The sequence below is a fragment of the Apibacter sp. B2966 genome (genome assembly GCF_011082485.1).
Lineage (GTDB): Bacteria > Bacteroidota > Bacteroidia > Flavobacteriales > Weeksellaceae > Apibacter.
In genome coordinates this window covers 113,332-127,314 of the sequence record NZ_CP049714.1, presented here as the reverse complement: position 1 = coordinate 127,314, position 13,983 = coordinate 113,332, and the positions used below count along the sequence as shown (strand labels likewise).

Below are 13,983 nucleotides of genomic sequence, written 5' to 3'. Positions count from 1 at the left end.
GTACTTATTTTAGTAATTTAGTTTATTGAAATCTTCTTGGTAAATTCACCTTCTTCGGAAAATATTTTCACTATATACACACCTTTGGAAAGTCCGGTAAGATCGAAGGTATGTTCAGTATCGATTTTGTTCATATGTTTATTCAAAACCATATTTCCTGAAAAGTCGAATACTGAAATCATAATTCCGGATGGTTGTTTTAACTTAATAGTACCGGTTATTTCTGATTTGTTTTTAAAATCTTTATAATAAAATTGAACATTTTTATTGGTTTTAACCGGTATGTCTTGATTTTCTGCTTCTTCCTCTTTCGTACAATCATCTTTCAAAATGATTGTTTGTTCCAAAATACTCTTAGATAGATTTTCAGATTTAGGATAGGAATGAGCCCCTTGATACTTCCAATAATTAGGTTGAGATTCATTAAATCCGTCTGTGTTTCTTATATTATAAACACCTCCCACATTATTATTTAATTTAATCGCAAAGAAATGGTAAAGGGTTATATATTCCGTATAAAAGGTTTCACCGTTTATTTTATAGTATACTTTATACGGCGATTGTCTTTCGTTAAAGTCTTTATATATTTGAACTCGATCACCTTCCTTAAGCACAACATTTGCTAAAGGCGTGTTACTTTTTACATAGTCTTTTATTATATATATGCGTCCTTGATTGATTTCAAATCCTGCATGGATTGCAATGTCGGCTACTGAATTCGATCTTGGATTAAGAGTTAATCCCATCTGGAAATTTTGATTGGAACCTTTAATTGTTGTTTCAAAAAATCCTCCTCTATCCCAATCGATACTTTGTATACTATGTGCTTTTGCTTCCACACCGGTAGAATCGGATAGAATATTGAAACCGCCCAATTCTTTTAATCTCAAGGTATATTCACCGGTTGAAAGTCCGCTTAAATTTAAATCTTTACCATAAAATACTCCGGATTTTTTTACTTCCATATCATTTTTATCGACTAGTTCATATTCAAATCCTTCATCTCCTCTTAGAATTTTCACTTGTACGGATCCGTCATTATTACTATGAGAAGAAGCATCACAGGTTGGATTGCTTTTATTTATTTTAGCAATTATATTGGTTGGTCGGTATCCGAAAGTAAATACATCTTTTCCGTTGTAATCCGTATCAAAGAATACATTATTAAATATTATTTTTTGTCTGTATGGATCGTATTCATCCGATAAATAAAAATCGGTATTTTCTAATTTAAAATCTCCTTTTCCTGATCGGTCAATTAAAAGATATGTTCTTCCGTCTTTATATTCCGAGAATTCTTCCGCGCGATGTTGAATATATCCTAATTCAACTTTGTTACCGCTATTCACAAATCCTCCGGACCTCACATCTTTGACAATCGATTCTAAATTCCACTTGTACATGACCAGACTGACATGGAATGGTTGATCTATATCTTCCTTATCCAAAGGTATATTTGGAGAGTCTAACCCTGGAATTGGGGGGGCATATCCGTTAAATCGTATGATAAAATCATCTTTAGTTTTATCGATTTGTACCCGATCTCCTACATTTACTTTGTGATTGATATAATGTGTTACTATACCTCTAATAATGGTAAATACTTTTCCTTGATGGTCTATGAATACTCCATAATCAGCACTTGGTTTTTGTTGATTTGTAACCTCTTTTGTACCGAACTTTAACATAACTCCTCCAAAAGGATTGCCTAAGGTTAAAGAGGCATGTCCTTCATATCCTTTCAAGGGATCTTGCGTATACATGATCGCTGTCTCAGAATCTTTGCTGCGATCATTAACCATTTTTACTTGAGAAAACTTATATTTTTCTTTTACTGCTTCTAAATTTTCAGGCAATTTCCAAATTACGTCTTTTTCTTCTGTATTACTGATATTACCGGTATTTACTAACCATCGACGATTCATGATATTCATTCCGGCAATGCTTTCAATCTGAGATGTTTTGATATCGTTATTATTATCACCCCAAATCATATATTCAGAATCAGACAAGGAATTAGCCGGGAATTTTTCAATAACCAATAATTTATTTTTATTGGGTAAATTGTAATTATTAGCTTCATCATAGGAGTCTCCTTGTGCTGAATAAGTAAAATAAGGACTTTCTTCGTAGGATGTGGTACTTCTTCGTTGATATAATCCACTTATATCATCTCTGTAAATACCTGTAACTCGATGATTATACTTTACATTCTCATCTTTGTCCCATAGTAATTTATCATAACTATTTATCAAGGAATTTTCTAACATAAAACCGTATTTTAAGGCTAAATACGATTCTACTTTAATTTTTTCAAGCGGATTTAATATACGATCGTACATGATTAATTCCGGCATATACGCTCTGTATATCGAATTAGGATCAAAAAGATCTGTATTATAAGTCGAATTGTTATATTTATTGAATGAATAAAATTTTTCTCCTATGGATAAGGTAGAACTCATTCTTTCACCCCATACGTTAGTTGCTCGTTTATTTGCACGAAAATAAGTGAACAAACGCATGGTCTTTTCTTGATAAGCCGTTAAATCTGAATTTCCGTTCGGGTGATACATTAAATCATAGCCTTCTTCAGAACCATAGTCTAAAACTCCTTTGTTGCTTTCATCACTATGAATGATTTTATCTTTATTTAAGACAAATCCTTTTCCCTCCACCCCGTTAAGTGTGAAAATATAGTCCGGATATTCAAATTTATTTCCTAATAAATTGGCCTCGGCATAAGTACCTAAAATAGTAGCCGTAGATAAATTCCCACTTTTTATTTGAATTTCCTTACTCGAATAGGGATTGGTTAAAAGTATTGAAGGATTAAAATTAATGGATCTTCCGAATGGATTCCATTCAACTATATACTCTCCACTACTATCATAGTAATTCAGCCGTAAAGAATCTCCTGAAAAATCTTTCCAAAGATATCTACCGTTAAGATTCTTTGTTTCAGGGACTGTTTTCATCCATAAAACAGCACCGGGAACTCCACCCGGCCCGATTACTCTACCTTTTTGCGCAGATGTAAATATAGAATTAGCCCCTATAAGAAGTATTAAGTATAATTTTCTCATAGTTAAATGATTAATATTTAATTAAAGCAACAAATATATTATTTTATTTTTATTAAATATATATATAAAGGTTTTACAATTAAAAAAATTAATATTTGTAATTAATTATATTGTAGAATTGACAATTTTAAATTTAATATACATAATAAACATAATATAAATAATTTATAATTGTCTATTAAAATTTTGTATCAAAATATTTTTTTAGAATCAATGCGATTTATGATAAATATAAGAAGTGGTATTTGTGAGTTTCGTACTTGTACTAGTTGAAGTATTAAAAAAGATATTATGTAATTTTGAAGAAAAATAATCTATGTCACCTCAAGAAATTCTCGCTAATATGCTTCTTGCTCATGACCTACCCAGCATTGAATATAAAGACTGGCTTTTAGTTGATGAACAACTTCCTGCCATGCGTGCTGAAACATTTGATTTTAAAGAATATGAAAACGGAGCTAGTATACGTTTATATATAACCTTACTTTTAGCCAGTAAAAAAACTATCTCGGAAAGCTACTTAGGTATTGGTAAAAATAAAATTAGTGCCATACAAAATGCTTTTCAAAATTTTGTCGCTAATTCATTTCATGTGTTTTTATCTGCTTTTTGGCAAATTACTAATGATGATCAAATCGGAATTGAAGAATGGGAGATCAAAGGCAACAAATGGAAGGTATATATCGGTAATTTTGGGTGCAAAGGCGATTTCAATATTCCCGAGAATTTATTTAAAATCATAGAGGAACAAATTCAAGAGGAAAATCTAGAGGAAGATTTATATTGGCTTCGCATCTATTATGCTAATGTTAACAGCCGGGAGATTATGATTGAAACTTTAAAAAATAATGAAGTATGGCCGGAAATGGAAAATAAATTGAAAACAGTTGCATGGGACAATTCCGATAAATTTTACAGTCTAAGAAATTTTATTATATTGAAGCGTAAGTAAGTTTGTAAGAATTATTATATATATTTCATATCATATATCTTTTTTTTTACTATTGTAATTAATACGTATGCTTTGAGCTGAAATACAATTTTAAAAATTGAATAAATCATTACCTTTGCAAAAAATTAATTCAATTTTACCCATGCAATATAATTTTCAGGAAATCGAAAAAAAATGGCAAAAAAAATGGAAAGAGCAACAAACATTTGCTGCTTCAAACCATACAGATAAACCCAAGTTTTATGTGTTGGATATGTTTCCGTATCCTTCGGGAGCAGGTTTACATGTAGGTCATCCACTGGGTTATATTGCCTCTGATATTTATGCAAGGTTTAAACGCCATCAAGGTTTTAATGTACTTCATCCCATTGGTTATGACAGTTTCGGGCTTCCTGCTGAACAATATGCTATTCAAACAGGCCAACATCCGGCGATAACCACAGAAGTTAATATTAACGGGGGTATAGATAATAAAGACAATGTTATTGCAGGATATAACAATCAGTTGAAAAAATTGGGATTTTCTTTTGACTGGAATCGTGAAGTGAGAACATCTGATCCCGGCTATTACAAATGGACCCAATGGATATTCATCCAACTTTTTAATTCATATTACAATACTGCTTCGCAAGAGGCTCGTCCTATTACTGAATTAATAGATATTTTTTCAAAGGAAGGTAATGCTAAAATAAATGCCTGTACCTCACCAATTGAAATATTTTCGGCTGAAGATTGGAACCGTTTTTCAGATGAAAAAAAACAACATATTCTTTTAAATTATCGATTGGCTTATCGCGCAGAAACAACCGTTAACTGGTGTCCGGCTTTAGGAACGGTTCTGGCAAATGATGAAGTAGTAAACGGAGTTTCTGAACGAGGAGGATTTCCTGTCTATCAAAAAAGTATGATGCAATGGTCCATGCGGATCACAGCTTATGCTGAAAGACTTCTATCCGGATTGGAAACCATCGATTGGAGCGAATCAATCAAAGAAAGTCAACGTAATTGGATCGGTAAATCTTTAGGAGCAGAAATCAATTTTGCTGTTGCTGATTCCGAGACAACCGTGACAATTTTCACCACTCGTCCGGATACAATATTTGGTGCTACTTATATGGTTATGTCTCCTGAACATCCTCTTGTGGATCAAATTACTACCGGCACCTATTACGAAGCCGTAAACCAATATAAAGATCAAAGCACCAAACGATCGGAAAGAGAGCGAATCGCAGATGCTAAAACTGTTTCAGGACAATTTACCGGTGCTTATGCTATAAATCCTTTTACTCATAAAAAAATTCCTATTTATATTGCAGATTACGTATTATATGGATACGGAACAGGTGCCATAATGGCTGTTCCTGCTCACGATGAGCGCGATCATCGATTTGCTAAACATTTTGGACTTCCAATTGTTGAAGTAATTAAAGGAGGAACCGATGTTCAAGAAGAGGCTTTTTCTTCCAAAGAAGGGGTCTGTATCAATTCCCAAATTTTAGACGGATTGACTGTTAAAGATGCTCAAGCTAAAATTATTGAGGAAATAGAAAAAATGAAAATCGGGCACGGAACTACCAACTACCGATTACGAGATGCCGTTTTTTCTCGTCAACGATATTGGGGGGAACCTATTCCTATATATTATAAAAATGATATTCCCTATGCTTTACCGGAATCCGCACTACCTTTACTCCTTCCGGAGGTTGAAAAATATTTGCCCACTGAAGACGGAGACCCTCCATTGGGACGTGCTACACAATGGGCCTGGGATACTGAAAATGAACAAGTTGTAAGTAACGACCGTATTAATCATACCACGATTTTTCCTTTAGATTTGAATACAATGCCCGGTTGGGCCGGAAGTTCCTGGTATTTTCTTAGATACACAGATCCAACTAACCATTCTAGCTTTGCAGATACTAAAAAAATAAATTATTGGGAAAATGTAGATTTATATATAGGAGGAAGTGAACATGCTACGGGACATTTATTGTATTCACGTTTTTGGAATAAATTTTTAAAAGATTATGGATACTGCGCCCAAGAAGAACCGTTCCAAAAATTAATTAATCAAGGGATGATTTTAGGTCAAAGTGCTTATATCTACCGAATTAATGGAACTAATAACTTCATCTCTTACAATTTATTACATGAAGCACAAGATACCACTCCACTGCATATTGATGTAAAACTTCTTAAAGGAACTACAGATGAAGTTGATTTAGAAAAATTAAGAAATTGGAGAGATGAATTCAAAAATGCAGAGTTTATTCTTGAAGAAGGTAAATTTATATGCGGGAGAGAAGTAGAAAAGATGTCAAAATCTTACTACAATGTTATTAATCCGGATGATGTTTGTGATGAATACGGAGCCGACAGCTTACGTATGTATGAAATGTTTTTAGGACCTATTGAACAGGCTAAACCTTGGAATACTCAAGGACTTAGCGGAGTTCATGGATTCTTAAAAAAATTCTGGAAACTGTATCATTCCGGTGAAGGAGAAACTTTCTTTATATCAGATGAAAAACCTATTAAAGAAGAACAAAAAATAATTCATCAATTAATAAAAAAAGTTAAAGAGGATTTGGATAACTTTTCTTTCAATACATCCATAAGTTCTTTTATGATTGCTACCAATGATTTGGTAAAAATAAAATGTTATAAAAGAGAAATTTTAGAATCTTTGTGCATTTTAATCTCTCCTTATGCTCCACATATTGCAGAAGAGCTATGGGAAAAATTAGGACATGAAAACAGCATTGAATTTCAAGCATTCCCTGAATTTAACGCTGAATATCTTGTTTCCGAAATACATGAATATCCGGTTAGTTTTAATGGAAAAGTACGTTTTAAAATTGAAATGCCTATTTCCGCTACTCCTAAAGAAATTGAAGAAGCAGTAATGGCTCATGAAAAAACACCGAATTATCTTGACGGCAAACAACCTAAAAAGGTTATTGTAGTGCCTAAACGAATTGTCAATATTGTACTATAAATAGACTTAAAAAACCAATCCCAAAACGGATTGGTTTTTTTATATTTTTTTATGCTACCTTTTATTAACTAATTAGTTGTTAATCCACCATCAACCGGTAGAATCGTTCCGGTAATCCATTGGGCTTGATCGGAAGCCAGGAAAACAGCAGCCGCCCCAATATCTTCTATCGTTCCAATACTACCCATCGGATATATAGATTTAATCATTGTATGAAAATTTGTTTTACCTTCTTCGCTTAGCTGTTCTAAATTATATCGTAGAAGCGGCGTATCAATACTTCCCGGAGCAATAGCATTAACCCGAATTCCATCTTTTCCTGCCTCAAAAGCCAATGATTTAGTAAATGAATCTATACCGCCCTTTGTCATGGAGTAAGCAGTAGATTCTCTTCCCGGTAACATTCTGTGTGAAAAATAAGATGAAATATTAATTATATTTCCTTTGGATTTTTTCAAAGATTGATACAAATTTTGAGTCAGCATATAAGGCGCTTTCATATTAAGATTAATGTGTTTATCTAATAAATCTTCAGATGTTTCTTCAAAAGGATTAAAACGACCGATTCCAGCATTATTAATTAACACATCAACTGTTTTTACTTTTTCTAAAATTAGTTTACCAACTGAAGGTAATTTTTCAATTTCCGTTAAATCCGCAGAAATCAGAGAAACAGTTACGTGATACGACGAAAATTCTTCTTTGATGTTTTTTAATTTTTGAGGATCTCTGGCAATTAGAACAAGATTTGCTCTTTGTTGGGCGAAAGCACGAGCAATTCCCAAGCCTATTCCTTCAGTAGCGCCGGTTATAATAACATTTTTGTCTATGAACATAGTATTTAAATTTTAATTATATTTTATTGTTAAATATTTACATTTTATGTAAATTATTTACAATTACAAATTTAACTTTTATTTTGTATATTTACTTCAAATAATGTAAATAATTTACAAAATGAACGAAACCAATCATTTATCTTTCGATTTTAAATTTTTAGAGCAATTAATTGTGGGCATTGGCGAAGTTTCTCAAATAACGGGAATTCCTACCCGACAAATTAGGTATTGGGAAGATAAAGGAATTATCAAAAGTCTTACAGAACAGGAAGGAAAAAACAGAAGATACAATTATGAAAATATTAAAAAAATGATTTTAATAAAAGAATTATTGGAAGAAGGGTTTACATTAGATGCTGCTTCACAAAAATTAGACAGCCGAATGCAATTGATTGAAAATGTATTAAAAAAGCTTACCAACAAATAAAATCAGTAGTAAATAAATGGGTTATTAAAAAATCATTTACATTATATAATATTATTATTGATCTTAATATAAATTAGTTACCATTTCAAAAAATTGTATTTTTTTAAACTTAGAATTAATTTCGACGGTTATTTAAATGCTTCTGTAGGTAAATTGATTTATATCTAGCATACTTTATATCTTATATTATAATGATTATTAAAAATACATTACCTTTATAAATATTATAATAAAATCGTTTTTTATTGGAAATTAAAAAATAAAACGTATCTTTGTAATATATTTAGCGATCATTAATAAAATTACTTATCAAGAAAGGTGGAGGGAATTGGCCCTATGATACCTTAGCAACCCTCTTATATGAGTAGGTGCTGCATCCAACCGTAAAGGAAAGATAAGTCGAAACAGCTTACATACAAATACAAATAATACGAGCTTCTTTCGACCTACAAAAAGAAGCTAATTCATAATTTAGCATTTAAATGGGAATCTTGTATAAGTTGTTTTATGATGATTAATGAATTTTAAGGCATTTATTAATTAGAAAAAACAACCTAGTCATGAAATTAGAAACAAAATTAGTACATATTTCTACTCCTGATGTACTTACCGGAGCTATTTCTACTCCTATTTACCAAACCTCTTCTTATGTTCAGGAAGAACCGGATGTGAATAAAGGATTTGCTTATACAAGAACGGCTAATCCTACTCGTAAAGTTGTAGAACAAGCCATTGCTGAATTAGAGGGCGGTATTGCCGGATTTGCTTTTTCATCGGGATTGGCAGCAACGGATTGTGTTTTAAAGTTATTAAAACAAGGGGATGAAATTATCGCTGTAAATGATGTTTACGGAGGTACTTATCGAATAGTTACTACGGTTTATAATAAATTTGGTGTAACCTCTAAATTTATTGATACTACTGATATTCAAAATGTCTTACATGCAGTTTCAAATAAAACTCGCTTCATATGGCTGGAAACCCCTACAAATCCAACTTTAAAAATATCCGACATTGAAGAAATCGCTAAAATTTCCAAACAAGTGGGAGCATTATTAATTGTAGATAATACATTTTTATCTCCTGCTTTACAACAACCGATACGTTTAGGAGCAGATATTGTTGTACACAGTGGAACTAAATATCTTTCAGGACATGGAGACGTTTTATCCGGATTTATAGTTGTGAAAGATCCTAAAATAGCCGAAGAATTAAAATATTTACAAAATACCTCAGGGGGCGTACTCTCTCCTTTTGATAGTTGGTTAACTTTACGCGGAATTCAAACTCTATCTCTGCGTATGGAAAAACATTCACAAAATGCTCAAAAAATTGCTGAATTTTTAACTACACATCCCAAAGTAGATAAAGTATATTATCCGGGATTAAAAAATCATCCCAACCATCATATTGCGGCCAAACAACAAAAAGGGTTTGGCGGGATGGTATCTTTTAGTTTAAAAGAAGATACTTTAGAAGCGGCAAAAGATTTTTTAACCCGTACCAAAATTTTCCTTTTAGCTGAAAATTTAGGCGATGTTAGGAGTTTGGGTAGCCATCCTGCCACCATGACCCATAAATCAACCCCTCTTGAAGTTCGTAAAGAAACAGGAATTCAAGATTCTTTAATTCGTTTATCGGTAGGAATTGAAAATGTTGATGACCTGATTAATGATATCAAACAAGCTTTAGATTAACGGTTAATTTTATAAATTGAATAATTGAATGATAAGAAATAAACTTAAATTAGGAATTTTTGGATTTGGATGTGTGGGAACTGGATTGTATAAAGTGTTAGAAGAAGCCGAAAGTGTAGATGCAAATATTAAAAAAATATGTATCAAACATCCCGATAAACCGAGATCAATCGATAAAAAGTATTTTACTACTGATAAATACGAGTTATTATCGGACCCTGAAATTGAAGTTATTGTCGAATTAATAGATGATGCTGATGCTGCTTTTGATATTGTTTCAGAGGCCATGAAAAACGGAAAAGCTGTAGTTTCGGCAAATAAAAAGATGATTGCTGAACATTTACCTGAACTTCTAAAGTTGGAAAAAGAATACCATGTTCCCCTACTCTATGAAGCCTCTGTTTGTGCCAGTATTCCCATCATCAGAAATTTAGAAGAATATTATGACAATGATTTATTAACATCGGTATCGGGAATTTTTAATGGTTCTACCAATTTCATTTTAACCAAAATGATCCATGAAAAACTTTCTTATCCTGTCGTTTTAAAAGAAGCACAAGAGAAAGGATTCGCAGAATCAGATCCTACCTTAGATGTTGAGGGAATTGATCCTAAATATAAATTGTGTATTATTCTTTTTCATGCTTTTGGACTTATTACTAAACCGGAATCTATATTTAATTTTGGAATATCAAGAATTAGTGATTTTGACTTGGAATTTGCTCGTCAAAGAAATTTAACAATCAAGTTAATAGCAAGATGCAATAAAAATAATAATGAAATTACGGGTTTTTGTGCTCCTACTTTTATAGAAAAAGAAAATACATTAGCTCATGTAAATTATGAATATAATGGAGTGGTTTTAGAAAGTGCTTTTTCTGAAAAGCAACTTATGATTGGTAAAGGTGCCGGAGATAAACCCACCGGATCTGCCGTGCTTTCTGATATTTCAGCTTTAACGTATGATTACAGATATGAAAACAAGAAATATATTCATCTAAATAAACAATTACAATTAGTAGATACTAAAATTTATAAAGTTTATGTGAGATATCACGATCAATTTTCCGGTTTTGATGATTTTGAGTCCATCGAAGAACAATACAGCAGCCTTTCAGGTAATTATTTTATAGGCTTCATCTGTTTACATAAATTAGCGCATTCTTCATGGATTAAAGACCCGAATATAAATGTTATTTTTTTCAGCTGATTGGGTTGATAAGTATGTAAATTCAACTATTTAGTTATGATTGCCCAATGCTCGGTCATACAATTCTTTATATAAAGGAATTATCTTAGAATTATCAAAAAGTAACGCTTGATCTTTCGCTTGTTTTTTGAAAAGTGAAAGCATTTTTTCATCTTTCAGCAGCCTAATGGCATTCTTTGCCATGGAAGGAACGTCACCAACAGGCGATACAAATCCTGAAAAACCGTCTTTATTAACTTCTGTAATTCCACCGGCATTACTTGAAATAACAGGTATGCCACAGGCCATTGCTTCTAAGGCTGCCAATCCGAAACTTTCTTGTTCAGAAGGTAATAAAAATAGATCTGCAATGCTTAAAATTGAAGATACATCAACCATTTTTCCCAATGTTTTGATTTTATCCTCCAAATGATACACTTTAGTTAAATGCTCAATGGTTTCTGTCTCCGGTCCTTCTCCAACAATCAAAAGTTTCGATTTAACTTCTTTTTGTACCAGATTGAAAATCGACATTACATCATCAATGCGTTTAATTTTTCTCAAGTTAGATACATGGATAAGTAATTTTTCATCTTCAGAAGCAAAATTCTTTCGGATACACGGGCTTGATATTTTAACAGAATTATCAATAAAATTCGGAATTACTTCAATGTCTTTTTTTATAGTAAATGCCTCAAAAGTATCTTGTTTTAAACTTTGGGAAACTGAGGTTATATAATCGGATTTATTGATCGAAAATTCGACACCGGATTTATAAATGGGATGACTTCCTACCAAAGTAATATCTGTACCGTGTAAGGTAGTGATTACCGGTAAGTCAACACCCTTCTCTTTTAAAATTTGCTTGGCAAAATAGGCTGCATAGGCATGAGGTATTGCATAATGTACATGCAGCAAATCTAATCCGTAAGTTTCTGCAACATTTACAATGATTGTAGACAATGCTAAGGAAAAGGGTTGATATTCAAATAAAGGATATTGTTTAACGCAAACTTGATGAAAATATACATTAGGCAAAGTGACATCCAGCTTTGCCGGAATGCTATAGCTTATAAAATGAGCTTCATTACCTAATGCGGCCATCTCCATTCCTAATTGGGTGGCAACTATCCCGCTCCCACCGAAAGTAGGATAACAAACAATTCCAATTTTCATTTTATTGCAAAAAATTTAAAAGATCATAATAGTTTTCAGAATTTATGCCATGACCTTCATTGTATTCATGATATTCATAATCTAAATCTAATTCTTCACATATTGATTTGAATTGACGAGACCATTGAATGGGAATAATAGGATCTTCTTTTCCATGTGAAAAGAAAAATTCCAATTGTGAAAAATCATCCCCCATGTTTACGTCTTTCAATAATTCCGGGTCCGGATATCCACTTAAACAGGCTATTTTTTTAAACCTTTTAGGATGGTGTAATGCTAATGAAAAGGAAAGGATTGCTCCTTGACTAAAACCTAATAAGGTTATGGAATTAGTATCGAAAGGATATTTAGTTTGGATTTGATCCAAAAATTTCATAATAATTTTTTGCGATTCAATGGCCTGGTCGGAATTAATCATTTTGGCTCCTGAAGTAAAATCTAAATCGTACCAGGCATATCCACCCATGCTAATTTCTCGTATGGCTCGTAAACTAATCACGTAGGCATCATCGGGTAATTCTTCTGCAAAACTGAACAAATCTTGCTCATTACTTCCATATCCATGCAGTAAAAGTATTAATGAAGGCGTCTCGGTAGCTGACTTAGGTTCTCTTAATAAATAATGGACCATATTTAGAAATTTAGTAAAACAAAGATACTCTTTTTTGTATAATACATTTTAGAGGATCAAGCGATCTAACGTTATCTATACGTTTCTTATGAAATTTATGCTTCTTAGTGAGTATCTTGAAAATGATTTTTTAGATCAATTGTTAATAAGAAAATTAGATTATATTTTTTCAAATTATTAAAACATAATGCTTTTTAGTAAAATAGATACGGTTTAAAATTATTAGTAGTAACCAATCGATTTTTTATTCAATCACTCTATTTTCTAACATGGGAACAAATTGATAATCTCCAAACTCCATAGTCTCAAATGTATTTTCATCTAATTTAAGAACTGTATACATTTTTTGCTCTTTTTCTCCTATAGGAATAACCATGACCCCTCCAACTGCTAATTGCTCCAATAACTTTTTAGGCATGGTGGGAACCCCCGCTGTCACTATAATTTTATCAAAAGGAGCAAAAGAAGGAAGACCTAAATATCCATCGCCAAAAATTTGATGTTTAGGAGTGAAATTAATTTTTTTAAGAATTCTTTTGGAGAATTCAAATAATTCTTTTTGTCTTTCAATGGTAAAGACTTGTGCTCCTAGGGCTACTAAAACAGAAGTTTGATATCCGGAACCCGTTCCGATTTCTAAAACTTTTTCTCCTTTCTGAACGTGTAATAATTGAGTTTGAAAAGCTACTGTAAATGGATGGGAAATCGTTTGATTAGATAATATTGGAAAAGCTCGGTCTTCATAAGCTAGATCTTCAAATATTGAATCTATAAAAAGATGACGAGGAATTTTATTTAGGGCATTTAATACAATTTCATCATTTATTCCTTTTTGCTTAAGTAAATTAATTAGTTTATTTCTCTTTCCTTTATGTTTTAATGTATCCTGTTTCATTGTCTTGCAAGTTATTTAAAATATCAATGAGAAACAATATTTACCGGGACGCATAAAGGCGAAAATTAAGCGATAAAAAATATTTTTTACATG

The 13,983-nt window shown here is 32.0% G+C and carries 10 protein-coding genes and 1 riboswitch; of the genes, 5 read left to right on the top strand and 5 right to left on the bottom strand.

Annotated features, from left to right (window positions below; genetic code table 11):
• Positions 1-17 precede the first annotated feature (17 nt).
• A complete protein-coding gene (locus G8C43_RS00515; RefSeq protein ID WP_166003317.1) occupies positions 18-3,086 on the bottom strand; it encodes a T9SS type A sorting domain-containing protein in 3,069 nt (1,022 codons plus the stop codon).
• Between the two features lie 316 nt (positions 3,087-3,402).
• On the opposite strand from G8C43_RS00515, the gene G8C43_RS00510 reads away from it, so the two are divergent.
• Positions 3,403-4,038 (top strand): DUF6348 family protein, encoded by a 636-nt coding sequence (locus G8C43_RS00510; protein ID WP_166003315.1) that lies wholly within the window; start codon positions 3,403-3,405, stop codon positions 4,036-4,038.
• Between the two features lie 142 nt (positions 4,039-4,180).
• Complete coding sequence (gene leuS / locus G8C43_RS00505) at positions 4,181-7,036, top strand: leucine--tRNA ligase (RefSeq protein WP_166005681.1); 2,856 nt, start codon at positions 4,181-4,183, stop codon at positions 7,034-7,036.
• A gap of 68 nt (positions 7,037-7,104) precedes the next feature.
• Here the strand turns inward: leuS and G8C43_RS00500 are convergent, their stop codons facing one another.
• Positions 7,105-7,872 carry an SDR family NAD(P)-dependent oxidoreductase gene (locus G8C43_RS00500; protein WP_166003313.1) on the bottom strand — a complete coding sequence of 256 codons (768 nt, stop codon included), beginning with the start codon at positions 7,870-7,872 and terminating at the stop codon, positions 7,105-7,107.
• Positions 7,873-7,993: 121 nt separating this feature from the next.
• On the opposite strand from G8C43_RS00500, the gene G8C43_RS00495 reads away from it, so the two are divergent.
• From G8C43_RS00495 to G8C43_RS00485, 3 genes are all read left to right on the top strand, one after another.
• Complete coding sequence (locus tag G8C43_RS00495; RefSeq protein ID WP_166003311.1) at positions 7,994-8,302, top strand: MerR family transcriptional regulator; 309 nt, start codon at positions 7,994-7,996, stop codon at positions 8,300-8,302.
• A 303-nt stretch (positions 8,303-8,605) separates the two neighbouring features.
• Positions 8,606-8,703: riboswitch (SAM riboswitch) on the top strand.
• Between the two features lie 159 nt (positions 8,704-8,862).
• On the top strand, positions 8,863-9,999 hold the full coding sequence (locus G8C43_RS00490) for a trans-sulfuration enzyme family protein (RefSeq protein WP_166003309.1): 1,137 nt from the start codon (positions 8,863-8,865) through the stop codon (positions 9,997-9,999).
• Between the two features lie 28 nt (positions 10,000-10,027).
• Positions 10,028-11,209, top strand: a complete 1,182-nt coding sequence (locus tag G8C43_RS00485; RefSeq protein WP_221411571.1) for a homoserine dehydrogenase — start codon at positions 10,028-10,030, stop codon at positions 11,207-11,209.
• 30 nt (positions 11,210-11,239) lie between these two features.
• Here the strand turns inward: G8C43_RS00485 and bshA are convergent, their stop codons facing one another.
• The 3 genes from bshA to G8C43_RS00470 form a co-directional block, all read right to left on the bottom strand.
• Positions 11,240-12,364, bottom strand: a complete 1,125-nt coding sequence (gene bshA / locus G8C43_RS00480) for an N-acetyl-alpha-D-glucosaminyl L-malate synthase BshA (RefSeq protein ID WP_166003307.1) — start codon at positions 12,362-12,364, stop codon at positions 11,240-11,242.
• Position 12,365: 1 nt separating this feature from the next.
• The gene (locus G8C43_RS00475) at positions 12,366-12,995 is read right to left on the bottom strand and encodes an alpha/beta hydrolase (RefSeq protein WP_105297008.1); all 630 of its coding nucleotides are present in this window, start codon (positions 12,993-12,995) and stop codon (positions 12,366-12,368) included.
• Positions 12,996-13,239: 244 nt separating this feature from the next.
• A complete protein-coding gene (locus G8C43_RS00470; protein ID WP_105297009.1) occupies positions 13,240-13,890 on the bottom strand; it encodes a protein-L-isoaspartate(D-aspartate) O-methyltransferase in 651 nt (216 codons plus the stop codon).
• Positions 13,891-13,983 lie beyond the last annotated feature (93 nt).